The sequence below is a fragment of the Pseudomonas sp. lyk4-R2A-10 genome (assembly GCF_030209075.1).
GTDB lineage: Bacteria > Pseudomonadota > Gammaproteobacteria > Pseudomonadales > Pseudomonadaceae > Aquipseudomonas > Aquipseudomonas glycinae.
On record NZ_JARVSR010000019.1, the window covers coordinates 1 to 18,024 of the forward strand.

Sequence of the window (18,024 nt, forward strand, 5' to 3'; positions counted from 1 at the left end):
CATCGCCGATGGTAGTGTGGGGTTTCCCCATGTGAGAGTAGGTCATCGTCAAGATCGAATTCCGAAACCCCTGTCTGCTAACGCAGACAGGGGTTTTGTCGTTTCAGTGCTCACAAAAGTCCGATATTCAAACCGCTCTGCGTGCCTTGCTACTCCGACGAGCCTGCCACTTGCGCCACCAGATGTAGACGCCAGTTCCCGACAACCCCGCAATCAGAACACCCAATATCGCGATCATCACTTGCCCGGTGAAGCCTATGATCCGTCCCCCATGTATCGGCAATTGCAACCGATAAAACCGCTCTCCCAACGTCCCTTCTCCTGCGATCTCCTGCCCCAGTAATCGTCCGTCAGTACCGTGGAAGAACAACCAGGATTTACCGTGGGCCTCGGTGTCATGCTCTCCAAACCCCGCACCGTAGAAGTTGTACTCAAAGCTGTAATACAACTCGCCGATCGCCGCTGTCAGCCCCAACCTTTTCCCCTCCTGCTGTGCCCTTTCGTATGCCTGTTGATAACTCAATCGGGTGATCCCCAGCTCTTCGGCAGGCATCCGCCCCCGCGCCTCATACACGCTCGGTTCAATCGGAGAAAACAACGACACCACCGGTTTGAAAACCTGGCTCGGCAGGTTCATCGCCACGCTGCTGACGGCGATCGGCAGCAACAACAACCACAGCCACAAGCCCCCTGCCCGATGCAGATCGAAGTTGAGTCGATAGGCATGACCGCCCTTGATCTTCCAGGCCATAGACCACTTCTTCCAGAACGGTTTACCCCGCGGCAACGTCAGCCAGAGGGCGATGAAGCAATCGATTACCCAGGCGATGGCCACCAACCCCATCAACAGCAAACCCCAGTTGCCGGGCAGTGTCAGGTTGTAGTGGAACTCGAGAATGAACGGAACGAAGTTCTCACGCTGGAAACAGCATTCGCCCCAGTAACGCTGGCCCTTTTGCTCGCCATTGACCGGGTCGAGATAGAACACTTGATTGCGTTCTTCAAACGGTTCGCCGGTCGCCGGACCATTCCGCGCAACCGCCGCGAGCAATGCCGTGTGGCCTGCCTCATTCGGGTACTCCATGTACCAGACCTGCAACTTCGGATGTGCCGATTGCAGCGCATCAACCAGCTCGCCTGGCGCTAGGCGCTCCCCCTCGGCCGACGCCGCGTAAAACTCCGGATTCAACCACTCATCCAGCTCATGATTGAATGCCAGAATGCTGCCGGTAATCCCCGCCAGCAGCAGAAAAACCGCCGTGGCCAACCCGATATACCGGTGCAATAAAACCAGAAACGAACGCATGAAAATTTCCCCACAGTTACGACAAAGCCAGCCCCTGAAATCAGGGGCTGGCTTTTTTATGCACAAGACAAAGGCTTAGAACTGGTAACTGACCGTGGCGGCGACGTTGCGCTCTTCGCCCATGTAGCAGAAGTCCAGACTGGCGCAGGAGGCTACGTAGGATTCGTTGGTCAGATTGTTCGCATTCAGGCGTACGTCGACACCCTTCAGACCGACCTTGCCGAGGTCATAGCCAATCGATGCGTCGAACAATGTGTAGGACGGCACCTTCATGGTGTTCTCTGCATCCGCCCAGCTATAGCCGACATAACGTACACCACCGCCCAGTCGCAGCCCGTCGAGTGCCGCGCTGTCGAACTTGTAGTCGGCCCACAGCGATGCCATGTGCCGTGGCGCCTGGGTTGGCGAGTTGCCTTTGTTCTCGATCACATTGGTCGGTGTGCTCAAGGTGCTGGTCATCGACTTCGAGTATTCAATGTCGGTAAAGGTGTAGCTGCCGAGGACTTTGAGGTTGTCGGTCAGCTGCATGTGCGCTTCCAGTTCCAGACCCTGAGAGCGGACAGCGCCTACAGCGCGATAGAAGTTTTCCTGCGGCAGTTTGGTCGCCAGGTTCTCCTGATCGATGCGGAACAACGAGGCGGTGAACAGATTGTCAGTACCCGGCGGCTGATACTTCAGGCCCATTTCCCACTGCGTTCCATCGGTCGGTGCGAGCGGATTGCCGGCGCTGTCAGCGTAGGAATTCGGGTTGAACGACTCGGAATAGCTGACGTACGGCGCGAGCCCGTTATCGAACAGATACAGCGCGCCGGCACGGCCGGTGAGCTTGGTGCGTCGATCATTGATCTCGGTGCCGACCGGACGGCCCGCTTCGGCGATACGGTTTTCGTCGGAGGTTTCCACCCAGTCCTGACGCAGTCCCAGCGAGAAGCGCCACTTGTTCATCTCGATCAGGTCTTGCAGGTAAACGCCGGTCTGCTCCAGGCGCCGCAAATAGCTGGTCTCGCCGTAAGGCGTGATAGCGGAATTGCCATACTCCGGGTTGAACGCGTTGATCGGCGCCAGGCCGCCACTGGTCCAGTCGACCACGGTTTTGCGTCGCTGATAATCCGCTCCCATCAACACTGTGTGCTTGGTCGCTCCGGTGAAAAATTCGGCCTGGAGCATGTTGTCGACGATGAACGCGTGGAGACGCTCGTCACCGCCGGTGTAGTAGCGATTCAGTTCGTTACTGGTCGGCGACGTCCAGCCATAGGCGTACACCTGATCCATGTTCACTTTGGAGTCGAGGTAGCGGAAATTCTGCCGCGCGGTGAAGACGTCGTTGAAGCGGTGTTCGAACTGGTAACCGAACGACTGCTGATCACGGGAGTAGCCATCGATGCCCGGCTCGCCTTCGAAGAAATGCGGCGAAATGCGATTGCCGTTGCGCTGATGAATCGTACCGTCGGCCGGCACGCCACCGTGGTAGCCGCCATCCGGGTCATGCTGCAGATACGCTTGCAGCGTCAGCGACGTGTCCTCGTTGAAATCGATGCTGACGGTCGGCGCGAGGGCGAAGCGCTTTTCCTTGTTGTGGTCGAATTGCGTGTCGGACTGATCCGTCAAACCGATCAGACGATAGGCGATGCGCTTGTCGTCATCGACCGGTCCGCTGAAGTCAAAACCGACACCGCGCTGGCCCTGAGTGCCGACGGTGGCCTGAACCTGGTGATAGGCCTCGTACAGCGGCTTCTTGCTGGTCAGCGCCACCAGACCGCCCGGCGAGCTACGGCCGTAAAGTACCGACGACGGGCCTTTGAGAATATCGACGCGCTCGAGGAAATACGGATCGACCTGCATCGTGCTGTAGGTGCCGCTGTCGCCCATCGACTTGAGGCCGTCGAGGTAGATGTTGTCCACCGAACCGTCGTTGAAGCCGCGCATTGCCACGTAGTCGTAACGGTGCGTGGCGCCGTAAGGATTGGTCAGCACGCCGGGGGTGTAACGCATGGCTTGGGACACGGTTTGCGAGCCCTGGTCATCCATTTGCTCACGGGTGACCACGGACACGCTTTGCGAAGTTTCCAGCAACGCGGTACTGGTCTTGGTGGCGATCTGGCTGTGCGTCGCGTTATAGCCATCCATGCTGCCCAGCGCGTTGCCGAGGGCGAAGCCTTTGATGTCGGTGGTCGGCAGGGCCAGTGCTTCGGTTTCTGCGACGGAGCGCAACACATAGCTGCTGCCGTCCTGGCTGACCGCCTCCAGACCCGAACCACCGAGCAGATGACTCAGCGCCTGATCGGTCGAATACTCGCCCTGCACGCCGGGTGATTGTCGGCCTTGAGTCTGCTGTGGGGTCATCGACAAGGTGATGCCGGTTTGGCGTGCGAACTGGTTCAGCGCCTCGCCCAATGGCCCGGCGGCGATGTTGTAGCGGTGGCTGCTGACCTCGCTGGCATTGGCCGCCATGCTCAGGCCCGGCAACATGCCAACACCCATTACGGTAGAAAACAGCGCCGCCCGAACGGCGTGGCGCAACAGGCCGGATTCGGCAGAGAAATTCAGAGGGTTCTTACAGGTAACGCGCGCAGTCATTGTAGGTTTCCGTAGGCAGTCGCGAAGGCTGAGTTGAAGTGCTTACTGACTAAGCCGGACTTGCCGCGAAAACCCGCCAAAACAATTTCAGGCCACAGACTCCAGCGTCACCCACCAATGGGTGCGGTAGCGCAATTGCACCGGCAGGGTCTGCGGCAGGATTGCCAGCAGCTTGTCGGTGTCCTCAAGACGGAAAACGCCGGACAGGCGCAGATCCGCAATGTCCGACGCACAACTCAGAAAGCCCTGACGATACCGACCGACTTCGTTGAGGAAGTCACCCAGCCGCATGTTGCGGGTCACGATCAGCCCGTCGACCCAGGCACCGGCGTCCATGTCCAACGGCGGCGCCGGGCGAATTTGATGGTGGTCGATCAGATAGCTCTGACCGGCGATGGCCTCCATCGAGTTGCCTGCGGAGTGAATTGCGACCCGGCCACTGGTGACGCTCAGGCGCGTGCATCCATCTTCCTGGCGCAGAATGAATCGCGCCTTGAACGGCTCGTAACTGCCATGACGACTCTGCACCCGCAGCGGTCGATCAATTGGCGCACCTTCATCGGCGCCACCGCAGGTGACGATGATTTCGCCACGGGTCAGCCTGATCAGCCGTTGCTGTGCGGTGTAATCGAGATCCACGCTGCTGGCGGTGTTGAGTTCGATCCGCGTGCCGTCCGGCAACTGGAAGCCACGGCGTTCGCCGGTGGCGGTGGCGTAGTCGGCGCTCCATTGTTGCCAGGCGGAAGTGTCGCTGGCCAGCCACCCCGCCGAACCCATCAACAGGGCGCCGGACAACAGCTTCAACGCCTGACGTCGACCCAGACCCTGCGCACTGTTTTCCAGCGTGTTGAATGCCACCTGCGCACCGGGCACGGCGCGCAGATTGTGGGTCAGTTCAGCTTGCAGAGACTGCACCCGTTGCCAGGCCAGTTCGTGGTCATGGTGTTCGGCGCGCCATTGTTCGCACTGGCGATTCAGGCGCGGATTGCCATGGTTGTTGCGCAGGCGCAAGAGCCAGTGAATGGCCTGTCGGACGACCTGTTGCGGTGGCTCGGCGCGACGGCCAAGCGAGAGGTTATCCACTGGCATCAGTTTTCGTACCGCAGCACGTAGCAGTGAAACAGGGCGTCGGCGACGTAGCGTTCTACCGAGCGCAGAGACAGTCCCATCTGCTCGGCGATCTGCTTGTGGGTCAAACCTTCGCACTGCGCCAGCAGAAATGCCTGACGCACTTTCGGCTTCAGGCCTTCAAGCATGCGGGCAATGCCCTCGAGCAGTTCGATCACCAATGCGCGGGATTCGCCACTTGGGGTTTCGGCTTCAGGCAAATGGGCGATGGTTTCCAGATAGGCGCGCTCAATTTCTTCACGGCGCCAATGATCTATCACCAAACCCCGGGCAACCGTGCGCAAGAATGCGCGAGGTGCCTTGAGTTCCAGACGCTCGGTGCGTTGCAGCAAACGCACGAACGTGTCCTGAGCCAGATCCGCCGCATCGGCGGCATTGCCCAGTCGCGCGCGCAACCAGCCGTTGAGCCAGCCGTGATGACTACTGTAAAGCGCCTGTACTGCAAACTCAGATGAGGACATGAACGCGACAGCCCGAACGTCACAAATGATAATTAGTCGCATTGTCATCAAGGGTTACAGAATTTGCAACCGGCGCTGCAAAACAGTCATCAAAAAATGACAAGCGAACGCTCTGGCACGCCGTTCGGCGGGAATCTGCCAGAAATGCCGTCCATTTCCTGCAAAGCCCTAAGTTTTATCCGAAGCGTGCCGACAGACTGGTGAGACATGCGTGCACCAAAGTAGAGCAGCCGTCAGAACGCTGCCTGCGCTGTACATGGAATGTTGCATCCGGAACGCATCCCCACTTTTCGCATAAGAAGTCCCATGAAATGAATCTCAAGTTCAGCCATAAAATCCTGCTGGCCGCCTCGGGCGTTGTGGTCCTGGCGTTCGCGCTGTTCACTTTGTACAACGACTATCTGCAGCGAAATACGATTCGCCAGAACCTCCAGTCCTCGGTCCAGCAGGCCGGTGACCTGACCGCCAGCAGTGTGCAGAACTGGATGAGCGGACGGATTCTGGTGCTGGAAAACCTCGCGCAGAACGTCGCTCATCAAGGCAAGAACGCCGACTTCCCGGGCCTGGTCGATCAACCGGCCTTCACCTCGAACTTCCAGTTCACCTACGTCGGCCAGGCCAACGGTGTGTTCACCCAGCGCCCTGACGCGAAGATGCCGGACGGCTACGACCCGCGTCAGCGCCCGTGGTACAAGCAGGCCGTGGCCGCTGACCAGACCATGCTGACCCCGCCATACATGGCTGCCGTTGGCGGGCTGGTGGTGACCATCGCCATGCCGGTGAAAAAGAACGGCGAACTGCTCGGCGTAGTGGGCGGTGACCTGAGCCTGGAAACCCTGGTAAAGATCATCAACTCGGTGGACTTCGGTGGCCTGGGCCACGCGTTCCTGGTCAGCGGTGACGGTCAGGTAATCGTCAGCCCGGACAAAGACCAGGTGATGAAGAACCTCAAAGACATCTACCCGAACGCCGGTGTGCGCATCGAGAAGGGCAATCAAAACGTGGTGCTCAACGGCCAGGAACGCATCCTGTCGTTCACCCCGGTTGCCGGTCTGCCGAATGCCGAGTGGTACATCGGTCTGTCGATCGACCGCGACAAGGCCTACGCCGCACTCAGCCAGTTCCGTACCTCTGCAGTGATTGCGATGTTCGTTGCGGTGGGCGCGATTGCAGTGTTCCTGAGCCTGCTGATCACCGTGCTGATGCGTCCGCTGATCACCATGGGCCGCGCGATGCAGGACATCGCCCAGGGTGAAGGTGACCTGACCCGTCGTCTGGTAGTGGAAAGCAAGGACGAGTTCGGCGAGTTGGGCAGTTCGTTCAACCAGTTCGTGGAGCGGATTCACGCTTCGATCTCCGAAGTGTCTTCCGCGACTCGCCACGTACACGATCTGTCCCAACGGGTGATGGCATCGTCCAACGCTTCGATCATCGGCTCCGACGAGCAAAGCGCGCGCACCAACAGTGTCGCTGCGGCGATCAATCAGTTGGGTGCCGCCACCCAGGAAATCGCCCGCAACGCCGCCGACGCTTCGCAACACGCCAGTGGCGCGAGCGAGCAGGCCGATGACGGTCGTCAGGTGGTCGAGCAGACGATTCAGGCCATGACCGAGCTGTCGCAGAAGATCAGCCTGTCGTGCACCCAGATCGAAACCCTGAATGCCAGCACCGACAACATCGGCCACATTCTCGACGTGATCAAAGGCATCTCCCAACAGACCAACCTGCTGGCGCTCAACGCAGCCATCGAAGCGGCCCGTGCCGGTGAAGCCGGACGCGGTTTTGCGGTGGTGGCGGACGAGGTGCGTAACCTCGCTCACCGCACTCAGGAATCGGCGGAAGAAATCCACAAGATGATCACTTCGCTGCAGGTCGGCTCCCGCGAAGCGGTGACCACCATGAACGCCAGTCAGGCGTCCAGCGAGGAAACCGTTGAAGTGGCGAACCAGGCCGGTCTGCGTCTGGTCAGCGTGACCCAGCGCATCGGCGAAATCGATGGCATGAACCAGTCGGTGGCCGCCGCTACCGAGGAACAGACTGCCGTGGTGGAAACCCTCAACGTCGACGTCAACCAGATCAACCTGCTGAACCAGCAGAGCGTGGCCAACCTCAATGAAACGTTGAAGGATTGCGATGCGTTGTCGCAGCAGGCCAACCGTTTGAAACAGCTGGTCGACAGCTTCAAGATCTGATCGCTTGCGGTAAAAAACAGCCCGCTGCGGAGTGATCCGCAGCGGGCTCTTTCATGCCTTACACAAACAGCTTCAGCACATTGCCCATCGCGTCATCGGCAAACCCCTGCACGAAATCCTTGAACCCCGGCAGCGCCTCGGGCCCACCGCTGGCCGGCTCGGCAATGATCGTCCAGGTCGCCCGCGACTTGCCCGCGCCTAGTGACTCCACATTCATCGCCGCCCACAGATTGGCCACGCCCAGGGTGTTGTAGATGGTGGTCCAGGTCATGCTCAGCGCGTGGTCGTCCCGTGAGTTGAGTTGCTCGACCACGACGTTGCCATCCTTGAAGAACTTCTTGCGCAGCGAAGACACGCCTTCGCCGGTCATTTCGATGTGCGACAGCGCCGGAATGAAACGGTCGAAACCGTCGAATTTACCGACCACTGCCCACACTTGCCTGGCGTCCACCGGCACTTCCACCGAAGATACGACGTGGCAGCCGTGAGGGTTTTTGATCAGGGTGTCGGGTTGCAGATTGCTCATGGTGTTGCTCCTTGGTTGATGAGTCAGATGAAGTTGATTTCTTTCAGGTAGTCGCAGCCGCGACGCAGCAGCGCCGGGGATTTTTCCGGGTAGTGCGCGCCCATCTGCTGCACGCCGGCCTGGGCGTTGGCGTGGCCGATCAGGGAGATGTCGCCGATGTCTTCCTCGAAGCCGTTGAGGTAGAAACCGAGCACGCCGAACAGCGCGTTATCCGCATCGACCCGGCCCAGTTGCTGCTGCCAGTCGGCGACGCTGACCAGCGAAAACTCGCTGCCGGTTTCGCGAAACGACGCGACGTAGGCATCCCAGCTCAGGGGCTCCGGGTTGTGCAGGTTGAACACCGCTCGTTCCGGCGAATAACGGCTGGCGTGGAAGGCGATGAAACGGGCGAGGAAGTCCACCGGCATCAGGTCGAAATTCAGCGCGAAGGCCGGCACCTGACCGAGCTGGATCGAGCCCTTGAGCATCAGCATCAAACGGTTCTTGTGCGGCTGGCAGACGCCGCTGAGGCTGTTGAAACTGATGTTGCCGGGCCGATAAAGATTGACCCGCACCCCGCGTTCCCGCGCCCGTTCGAGGATGCGTTCACCGACCCATTTCGACAGGTTGTAGCCGTTGCGGATGTAGATCGGCGGCGTCGGTGCGGCGGGCAGTTCCAGCACCCGGCCTGCGTCGTCGACGGTACTGGACGCCGACAGCGTCGAGACGAAATTGAACACCTTCTTGCTGCGCCCTTCGCACAGCCGCACCAGTTCGAAAATCGGCTCGACGTTGTCCGCCGCCAGCGACTCGTAATCGAGCACGTGATTGACGTTGGCGGCGTTGTGTACCAGCGCGCCGAACTCGCGATCCAGTCGCTCGAAGTCCCCATCAGCCAGGCCCAGTTGCGGCTGTGTAATGTCTGCCGAATAGATCCGCACCCGACTCAGGTCCAGATGCTCCAGCCGGTTCTCTCGCAACGATTGGGCAAAGCGCTGCGCCGCGGTTTGCCCGCCGCCGTCGCGCACCAGACACGCCACCTCGCTGGCGCCCCATCCCAGCAGCGCCTCGACGATGTGCACACCGACAAAACTGTTGGCGCCGGTGACGATCACCTTGTGCACATCGCCCATGCGGCTGATCGGCAATGGCTCAATTTCCAATGGTCGCTCGGCGTCGGCCATCGCCTGGGCGCTGAGCACCGCGCTGTCATCGGTGCCGCGTACCAGGGTGGCGAGCTTGGTGATGGTCGGCAGTTCAATGAAGCGGTTGATCGAAATGCTGCGGCCGAACTCTTCCCGCAGACGCAGGAGCATGCGTGACAGCAGAATCGAGTGACCGCCGAGATTGAAGAAGCTTTCGTCGGTGGAAATGTCGCTGATCGGCAGCTCCAGCAACTCGCCCCAGATTTCCAGCAGCAGCGCTTCGTCGGCGTTGGCCGGCAGGCATTTCGGGCCGCTGTCCTGCACGCTGACCGGCAGTTCCAGCAGCGCCTTACGGTCGACTTTGCCGTTGGCGGCGAATGGCATGTTCGGCAGTTCCGTCCATGCCACCGGTTGCATGTAGTCGGGCAAAAACTGCTGCGCGTGAGCTTTCAAAGTCTCCCGTGCGGCATCCGATTGCGGCTGGGCGAGGAACGCCAGAATTCGCCGCTGACTGTCGATCACCACGGCGATCTGCCGATACAGCTGGCTCTCGCGCAGGCACCGCTCGATTTCTTCCGGCTCGACCCGGAAGCCGCGGATCTTCACCTGATTGTCGCGGCGTCCGCACAGCTCGATGCCATCCTCGCCCCACTTGGCCATGTCGCCGCTGCGGTAGGCGCGCAGACGTTGGCCGTCAGGCAATTCCAGATCCAGATAGCGCTCCGCCGTCTGCTGTGGGTTGTTCAGGTAACCCAGGCATACGCCGGGACCGACGATGAACAGCTCGCCCACCGTTTGCTCCGGCACCGGTTGCAGGTCGTCATCGAGGATCAGCACCTGACTGTTGGCAATCGGCCCGCCGAGGGTGCGATTGCTGTCGCCCGGTTGCAGTTGCCGCGCGGTGATCAGCACCGTGGCTTCGGTCGGGCCGTAGAGGTTGTGCAGCTTGCCCTGACGCGTCAGTTGCTCGATCACGAACGGTTCACACACGTCGCCGCCGGTCATGATCTGTCCGACGCTTTGCAGTTGCTCCAGCGGCAGGATGCTCAACAGCGCCGGCGGCAGGAACGCGTGGGTCAGTTGCCGGCGGCGGATCAGCGCCACCAGTTGCAGCGGATCGCGGCGCTGGTTGTCATCGGGCACTACCAGTTCCGCGCCTTCGAGCAGGGTCGGGAAAATATCGATCAGCGACGAGTCAAAACTCAGCGACGAGAACTGCAACACCCGACTCTCGGCGTGCAACTGCACATAGTCGGCGTACCACGCGGTGAAGTGCGCGAGGTTTGCCTGACTGAGCAGCACACCCTTCGGATGCCCGGTGGTGCCCGAGGTGTAGAGCGCCATGCACGGCGTGTCGAGCTCGGGCCGGTGGTGCATCAACGGTTGCGACAGATCGGCGTCGGTGCTGTCGATGCGACAGACATCCAGCCCCGGCATCGAACCGCTCAGCGGGTGTTCGCCGTCGTGCAGCAACAGCACCGCCCCGGCGTTTTCCAGAATGTACTGCTGGCGCTGAAGCGGATGGCTCGGTTCCAGCGGCAGGTACACCGCGCCGCTGCCGAGAATGGCCAGGATAGAAGCAAACAGCGCATCGCATTTCGGCAGGCAAATCCCCACCACCCACGGTTGCGGTTGTGCCTCCAGCATTGCCAGCAACCGTTGCTGGATCGCCCGGCTGTGATCATGCAACTGGCGATAGCTGATCGACTGCTCTGCGAGGTGCAGTGCCGGGCGTTCCGCGTGTTCGATCAGGCTCCGTTGCAGCCGCTCGATCACCGGGATCTGCGCCTGTTGCAACAACGCCGGATTGGCCGTGGCATTGAAGCGATGGACATAAGCCAGGCTGTCGAGAAACAGCAGGTTTTCCACCTGCTCGAAGTCCGGCGCACGAGCCGTCTCTGCGTGCTGGAAATACTCGGCATCGCGGGAAAAACGACTGACCAGCAGCGCCACTTCGTCCACCACCTGCGCCAGTGCTCGCTGGCGCAGGGCCTGACCGTTGCCGGACGGTTCGTCGGCGATGGGCACGCGGCTCAGCAGCGTCGAGTTGCACAGGCACAGCAGATCAAGCACCGGCAAACCGCCGGCGCCCGTTGCACCGATGCCCAGACGCAAGGTCAGGTACGGTGTCGTGCCATGATCCTGCGGCGCAAGGCTGCCGTCATCGATCACCAGGTCCATCGACGGAGCGGTTTCTGTCAGCAATGAATGACCGTGTTGTTCGAGCTCCTGCGCCAGGTCGGTCAAGGCCTGGCTGCGGCCCCTCAGCAAAATGTCGAGACGTCTCATGTCAGCCTCCTTGTCAAACCAGGTAGTCGCGCAGGGCGTGCTGCACGCACGGAGTGTCGAGCAGTGAGCTGTTGTGGAAAAAGCGCACGATGTTGCCCACCAGCGGGTGATGACGATTGATCGGGAAGGCCAGTCCGGCCATCTCGTCCTTCAGCGCTCGACGCGTTGCATCGTTGACCGGCAAGGCATCGATCAGGCGCAGGTCGAAGGACTTCTGGATGTCGTTGGTCAGGTAATGGCCGATGAACACCGGCAGGATCTGCGCGATGCATTCGCGATCCGCATCGCTCGCGGTATGCCAGTAGATACGCACCATCCGCGCCCAGAAATTCGAGTGCCGGCCCTCGTCGAGCAAGTGGTCGGCCATCAGGCCCTTGATCGACGGCTTGACCGTGTCGTCCCGGGCGAACGCTGCGACATCGCCGGTCACGGTGTTCTCGGCGATGGCGACGCAGATCAGTTCCACGGCGCTGCGCAGGTGCTCCGGGGCCAGTTCGACGGCAGCCGGAATCGCCCGGCTCAGTTCGATTTCATTCGGCAGCTCGATCGGCTCGACGCCGGTCATGGCCACGGTCTGCTGCATGAAATCCATCGCTACCAACGCGTGGTAATCCTCGTCCACCACCACGGTCATGGCGTCGTAGCGACAGGCGAACGGGAAGGCCACGGCGAAGCGGTTCTTGGCGATGCTGCGCGCGGTTTTGTCGACGATCTCGGTTTCGAAAATCACCACGTCGTTGATGAATTTGTACAGCGTCTGCACCAAGGCGAAATCACGCTGTTCCGGGCATTCGCGCAGGAAGGTTTCGCTGAGCACCAACGGCTGGCGGCTGAGCGGATAGATCAGCCGCGCGTCGCCCTCCAGCACGCGGCGTGGTCTGGTGCGAATGGTCGCGCGGCTTTCCCAGGCGTCGGCGAAAGACTGGTAGTCGGCGGCGTTCATTGGGCCACCTCCGCCAGCGGTTCGCGCATGCTCAGGCGCAGACCGTCCCACAGGGCGATGCGGCTTTCCACGGCGGCGATGGCGCTGGCGTAGACCTCGGCTTCGCGCTGCGGATCGCCGTCCACCAGTCGATCCAGCAGTTGCTCGGCGGCCGGGCCGTGGTCTTCGGAGTCGACCTCGATGTGTCGCTCCAGGTAGTAACGGAAGGTCGGCGCCTGCTCGACGCCAATGCCCCAGGCATCGAGCATGCGCTGGAACATGGTCGGGATCACGCTCTCGCGACCGTGCAGGAATGCGGCGGCAACGCTGTGACCGGGTGCATTCAGTGCGGTGTGCAAGGTGTCACGGACGAATCGCGCCGCCGCTGGATCAACCTCGACGCTTTGCAGGGCGACGTCGTAACTCACGCCTTCCTGTTGCAGTGTCACGAAGCGCTCCACCGCTGTCGTGTCCGCACCGACTTCGCGCATCGCATCGAGGTACAGTTCGAAGTGACTGTAATGCCCGTGTGACAGCCGATCGTCCGATTCTTCGCCGAGCACGATTTCATTGATCAGTCGTGCCGCGCGCGGATCCCGTGGCGGCAACCACGGCAGGCGAGTGCAAGTCAGTTCCTGCTGCAGGCGCTTGGTCAGTGACATGAAGTCCCAGACGGCAAATACATGGGATTCCATGAACCGGCGCAATGTCGCCAAAGAATCGATTTCGGAAAAGATCGGATGAACGCTGAGTTCGGCTTTCTTTAGTGTAAGTTGCTCTTTGGTTGGCATGGTTGCGAGACTCTGGCTAATAGGGAATAGGGATTGTTCAATCAATTGCTAATAACGTTGAACAAGTTTCTCCAGGCGAACGACAGCCTCATTCGGTTTCGATGAAAACAGGCAATGTCTGAAGGGCCCGATACAGCAGCGGACGGTCAAGCCGTAGCAATCGAGGCCGTACTGCAAGGTTGTGCCGGGTTTGTCATTTCGGATCCAAACTCGGCGAAGAAAAACTAATACATCGCAAAACAACTTAACAAGTTTATTTTTAATTATTTTTAGTTGGTAGTTTTTGAAGTATGAGTGGGCCTGATAAAACTTATAAGTTAAGTTTTATTTGGGCGTAGTTACTCCTTTCGGCGGTTAATGGCCAAAATTGAACGACAAGAGTGAATGCCTCACTCGAAGCAACTTTCCAATTGAGTATTTGAATGAATATGAGGGGATGAAGTCGGGCTGTAACGGCGCCGTTTCTTCCTGTTCCCGTGACAAGGCTCCTTCCGTAGGTTCCTGGTGCGGGGACTGCTGCCGGGGCGGCGCGTCCCCGTTCTATATTGGGTTGGCGATCCAAGGGTGCGCGTAAATCGGCGCCGCGGCTATCGTCGAAAATGACTTCCTTGCGGTGCAAATTCCGGGCTGTTCAAAGCAGGGGGGAGGTTAGAGCGCAGGCGTCGATGTGCCACGGCAAATGACCGTGACCGGTGGGGGGATTTGTAAGCGGGTTATTCGCCGGGTGAGTGGAGGCTCACCCGGGAGGGAGGATTCAGCGCGCCGCTTTGCGGCTTTGGCCGGCGGAGCTGGCCAGGTAACGGGTGATCACCTCGACACCGCGATTGAGGTGCTGCTCCAGCAGTGTCACGGCGTGCGGTGTGTCACGCTCTTTCACCGCCTGCAACAACGCGCGGTGATCGTCCTGGGAGAGCTTGCCCAGGCCCATGGCCTCGAGGTTGAAGCGCAGGAAGCGTTCTTCCTCATTCAAGCCGTCTTCCACCAGCCGCAACAGCCGGCCATTGGGCGCCTTGCTGTAGAGTGCCATGTGAAACAGACGGTTGAGCCGACCGATTTCGGTGTAGTCGTGTTCGATTTCCAGCTCTTCGATGTAGCCGGCCGCGCGTTCGTGATCGGCCGGGGACAGCAGCGGGATCGACTGGCGCAGCGCTTCGGACTCCAGCAGGATGCGCAGCTCGTAGGTTTCCGTTGCATCGCCCTGGATCAGCGGCGCCACCACCGCGCCTTTGTGGGCAATCACGTTGAGCAGGCCCTGGGCTTCGAGTTGACGCAAGGCTTCGCGTACCGGCATGCGGCTGACGCCGAACAGATCGGCCAGATCCTGCTGGCGCACGGCGGTGCCGCAGGGCAGGCGCCCGTCGAGAATCGCGGCGCGCAGGGTTTCTTCGATGACCGAGCGTGCCAGATGCGCGGGAATCGGGCCGTCGACTTTGATGCTGTGGAGTGGCTTGGGCTTCTGGGTCACAACTGCACACCCTATGACTGCGATATTTGGATCCAAAGGACACTAGTGATTGCTCTACAGGTTGTCAAACCGTGTAGAAGAACCCTGTCACATCTGAAGTTTAGCGCGCCAGCGATGATCTCAGGGTGCCATTGTTTTTTGCTGGGCTAACCTTCACCATCAAGCGCTTTCTTCTCTGCCCTGGATGCCTTGCATTGGCGGTACGTTTCGCAATCCCACGGATTGCGCGCTGGCTTGCCTGCGCGCTGCTGCTGGCCGGCATCATGCTGGGCGGCCTGCATGCCGATTGGGATTTTTCCGCGATCAGCCGCAAGGCCACGGCACTGTACGGGCCGTTGGGTGCCGGGCAACAGCGGATCGATGCCTGGCAGAATCTGCTGGCCACACAGAAGCAGGTCAGCGAGATGGAAAAGCTCAAGGTGGTTAACCTGTTTTTCAACAAACAGATGCGCTACGTCGAAGACATCGATCTGTGGCACGAGGTCGATTATTGGGAAACCCCCATCGAAGCCTTGTGGAAAGGCGCCGGCGACTGCGAAGACTACGCGATCGCCAAGTATTTCAGCCTGCGCCACCTCGGTGTGGCCAGTGACAAGTTGCGCATCACCTACGTAAAGGCCCTGCGCCAGAACCGCGCGCACATGGTCCTGACTTACTATTCCAGCCCTGACGCCATGCCGCTGGTGCTCGACAGCCTGATCGACCCGATCAAGCCGGCCGCCGAGCGAACCGATTTGCTGCCGGTCTACTCTTTCAATGCCGAAGGTTTGTACCTGCCGGGAGCGAAGGGCAACAAGAAGGTCGGTGACACCAAACGCCTGTCACGCTGGCAGGATGTGTTGAAGAAAATGCAGGCCGAAGGATTTCCGGTCGAGACGACTAACTAGGAGCACGCGCTCAGATGTCTTTGTTCAAACAGCTGTTGATCGCTATCTGTCTGTTCCTGGTGGTCGCCTTCGCCGGCAGCTTCATGGTCAGTCTGGAGAGCTCGCGTACCCAGTACGTCAACCAGTTGCGCTCCCACGCCCAGGATGCGGCCACGGCGCTGGCGCTGTCGTTGACGCCGAACATCGATGACCCGGCGATGGTCGAGCTGCTGGTCAGTTCGATCTTCGACAGCGGTTATTACTCGAGCATCCGCGTGGTCGATCTGAAGACCGACCAGACCATCGTCGAGCGCAACGGCATTCCGGCGGTCACCAACGTGCCCGACTGGTTCGTCAAACTGATCGGCCTGGAGCCGGCCGGTGGCGATGCGCTGGTCAGCCGTGGCTGGGAGCAGGCGGCACGGGTCGAGGTAGTCAGCCACCCGATGTTCGCCCTGGCCAAGCTCTGGCAGAGCGCACTGGGCAGTCTGGGCTGGTTGCTGGTCTGCGGCGCGGTGAGTGCGGTGCTGGGCGCGTTGTTGTTGCGTCGGCAATTGAAGCCGCTCGATTACATGGTCAAGCAATCCCACGCCATCGCTCGTCGTGAGTTCCTGAGTCTGCCGGACCTGCCGCGCACGCCTGAATTGCGCCGCGTAGTGCTGGCGATGAACCAGATGGTCGAGAAGCTCAAGGCACTATTCCAGGAGCAGGCCGAGCGCAGTGAAAAACTGCGCACCGAGTCCTACCAGGACAACCTCACCGGGTTGGCCAACCGGCGTTATTTCGAGATGCAGCTGAATGCGCGGGTGAGCAACCCGGAGCAGGCCAGTTCCGGTTATCTGCTGCTGTTGCGGGTCAAGGACCTGGCCGGGCTGAACCAGCGCCTTGGCGGTCAGCGCACCGATGAATTGTTGAAAGCGGTCGGCGAGCAACTGTCCCGCGAGTGCGCCAAATATCCGGAAACCCAGAACCTCGTCACCCGAATTCGCGGTGGTGAATTCGCCGTGCTGGCGCCGGGGCTGACCCGCGAAGAGGCGCTGCAACTGGCGCAGAGTCTCGACAGTGCCCTGAGCAGCCTGCACGCGACGGGTGCCACCGACGTGGCCGCCGTGGCTTCTATCGGCCTGGCACCGTTCGCTCACGGCGATTCGCCGCAAGCGGTCCTCAGCCTCGGCGATCAGGCGCTGGCCCAGGCCGAAGGGCAGGGCGAGCAGAACTGGGCGTGCCTCGATCAGAGCCTGGTGGCAGACGTCGGTGACGATCACCACGCCTGGCATCGCCTGCTCGATCAGGCGTTGAATCAGCGGCGTTTCGAGCTGTTCTTCCAGCCGGTGGTGGCGGCGCAGGACACGCAACTGGTGCTGCATTACAAGGTGCTGTCGCGCTTGCTCGACGAGCAGGGTCAGACCATTCCCGCCGGGCGCTTCCTGCCCTGGCTGGAGCGCTTCGGCTGGACCGCGCGACTGGACCGGTTGATGCTCGAGCGGGTGCTGGAGCAGATGGCCGGACATGAAGAATCTTTGGCGCTGAACCTGTCCTCGGCGACCCTGGCCGATCCGCAGGCGTTGAACAAAGTGTTCGAGATTCTGCGGGCGCATTCCAACCTCGGAGCACGCCTGACCCTGGAAATCGGCGAGGAACAATTGCCGGAGCAAGCGGTGCTGGAACAGCTGACCCGGCGCCTGCGCGAGCTCGGTTTCTCCCTGAGCCTGCAGCGCTTCGGCGGACGCTTCAGCATGATCGGCAACCTGGCGCGGCTGGGGCTGGCGTACCTGAAGATCGATGGCAGCTACATCCGGGCGATCGATCAGGAAAGCGACAAGCGGCTGTTCATCGAAGCGATCCAGCGTGCGGCGCACAGCATCGATCTGCCGTTGATTGCCGAACGGGTCGAGACGGAAGGGGAATTGTCGGTGATTCGCGAGATGGGGTTGTATGGGGTTCAGGGGCAGCTGTTCGGTGAGCCAAAACCCTGGGGCTGACTGATCTTTCCCACGCTCCGCGTGGGAAAGATCCAACGGATCAGATCAACCCGCCCTCATCCTCATCGATCAACTGGCTCAACCCGCCCAGCGCTTCCCGCGCCTGGGTCCGGTCCATCAGCTTGGCCTGGGCCGCCGGCGGCAGGTCGGTGACGCGGATCACGCCTTTGCTGGTCAGCACCTGAATCAGGTCATCGAGTACCCGGATCATTTCCAGGTCGCTCTGCTTGAGCTGTTTGAGGCTGTTCTCCACGGCTTCGTTGGCGTACCAGGCCTGGATTTCGTGGTGGTCGGCCGGCAGCGTTTCCGTGGCCTCGGCGTAGGCCGCAGCTTCCACGCGAATCAACTGACCCTGCGCATCGCGTTGCACGTAAAACATTGAGCATCCCTCGGAA

At 60.6% G+C, this 18,024-nt stretch carries 13 protein-coding genes; 3 read left to right on the forward strand and 10 right to left on the reverse strand.

All coding sequences use genetic code 11. The features are described 5' to 3' along the window. Window positions 1-127: 127 nt before the first annotated feature. The 4 genes from QRN46_RS27645 to QRN46_RS27660 form a co-directional block, all read right to left on the reverse strand. Complete coding sequence (locus tag QRN46_RS27645) at window positions 128-1,306, reverse strand: PepSY-associated TM helix domain-containing protein (RefSeq protein WP_285358577.1); 1,179 nt, start codon at window positions 1,304-1,306, stop codon at window positions 128-130. 75 nt (window positions 1,307-1,381) lie between these two features. Beyond that, window positions 1,382-3,883 (reverse strand): TonB-dependent siderophore receptor, encoded by a 2,502-nt coding sequence (locus tag QRN46_RS27650; protein WP_285358579.1) that lies wholly within the window; start codon window positions 3,881-3,883, stop codon window positions 1,382-1,384. Window positions 3,884-3,970: 87 nt separating this feature from the next. After that, entirely contained in the window at window positions 3,971-4,972 is a 1,002-nt protein-coding gene (locus tag QRN46_RS27655; RefSeq protein WP_201818062.1) for a FecR domain-containing protein, read from the reverse strand. Next, window positions 4,972-5,472, reverse strand: a complete 501-nt coding sequence (locus QRN46_RS27660; RefSeq protein WP_041475098.1) for a sigma-70 family RNA polymerase sigma factor — start codon at window positions 5,470-5,472, stop codon at window positions 4,972-4,974. Before QRN46_RS27660 ends, QRN46_RS27655 begins: the two co-directional genes overlap by 1 nt. 311 nt (window positions 5,473-5,783) lie before the next feature. On the opposite strand from QRN46_RS27660, the gene QRN46_RS27665 reads away from it, so the two are divergent. Continuing rightward, entirely contained in the window at window positions 5,784-7,664 is a 1,881-nt protein-coding gene (locus tag QRN46_RS27665; RefSeq protein ID WP_011331841.1) for a methyl-accepting chemotaxis protein, read from the forward strand. Window positions 7,665-7,722: 58 nt separating this feature from the next. Here QRN46_RS27665 and QRN46_RS27670 read toward each other — a convergent pair whose 3' ends face one another. From QRN46_RS27670 to QRN46_RS27690, 5 genes are all read right to left on the reverse strand, one after another. Beyond that, window positions 7,723-8,190 carry an SRPBCC family protein gene (locus QRN46_RS27670; RefSeq protein WP_201818059.1) on the reverse strand — a complete coding sequence of 156 codons (468 nt, stop codon included), beginning with the start codon at window positions 8,188-8,190 and terminating at the stop codon, window positions 7,723-7,725. A 23-nt stretch (window positions 8,191-8,213) separates the two neighbouring features. Then, window positions 8,214-11,603 (reverse strand): non-ribosomal peptide synthetase, encoded by a 3,390-nt coding sequence (locus QRN46_RS27675; RefSeq protein ID WP_011331842.1) that lies wholly within the window; start codon window positions 11,601-11,603, stop codon window positions 8,214-8,216. A gap of 13 nt (window positions 11,604-11,616) precedes the next feature. Continuing rightward, the gene (locus QRN46_RS27680; RefSeq protein WP_011331843.1) at window positions 11,617-12,546 is read right to left on the reverse strand and encodes a diiron oxygenase; all 930 of its coding nucleotides are present in this window, start codon (window positions 12,544-12,546) and stop codon (window positions 11,617-11,619) included. Then, a complete protein-coding gene (locus QRN46_RS27685; protein WP_011331844.1) occupies window positions 12,543-13,316 on the reverse strand; it encodes a DUF3050 domain-containing protein in 774 nt (257 codons plus the stop codon). Before QRN46_RS27685 ends, QRN46_RS27680 begins: the two co-directional genes overlap by 4 nt. A 754-nt stretch (window positions 13,317-14,070) precedes the next feature. Next, the gene (locus QRN46_RS27690) at window positions 14,071-14,781 is read right to left on the reverse strand and encodes a GntR family transcriptional regulator (RefSeq protein WP_011331845.1); all 711 of its coding nucleotides are present in this window, start codon (window positions 14,779-14,781) and stop codon (window positions 14,071-14,073) included. Window positions 14,782-14,975: 194 nt separating this feature from the next. On the opposite strand from QRN46_RS27690, the gene lapG reads away from it, so the two are divergent. Together lapG and lapD are read left to right on the forward strand one after the other, a co-directional pair. Further along, window positions 14,976-15,668, forward strand: coding sequence for a cysteine protease LapG (gene lapG / locus QRN46_RS27695; RefSeq protein WP_007960234.1), 693 nt, complete (start codon window positions 14,976-14,978; stop codon window positions 15,666-15,668). Window positions 15,669-15,682: 14 nt separating this feature from the next. After that, on the forward strand, window positions 15,683-17,629 hold the full coding sequence (lapD, locus tag QRN46_RS27700) for a cyclic di-GMP receptor LapD (RefSeq protein WP_201818053.1): 1,947 nt from the start codon (window positions 15,683-15,685) through the stop codon (window positions 17,627-17,629). A gap of 40 nt (window positions 17,630-17,669) precedes the next feature. On the opposite strand, the gene QRN46_RS27705 is transcribed toward lapD, so the two are convergent. After that, the gene (locus QRN46_RS27705) at window positions 17,670-18,008 is read right to left on the reverse strand and encodes a hypothetical protein (RefSeq protein ID WP_007960236.1); all 339 of its coding nucleotides are present in this window, start codon (window positions 18,006-18,008) and stop codon (window positions 17,670-17,672) included. Window positions 18,009-18,024 lie beyond the last annotated feature (16 nt).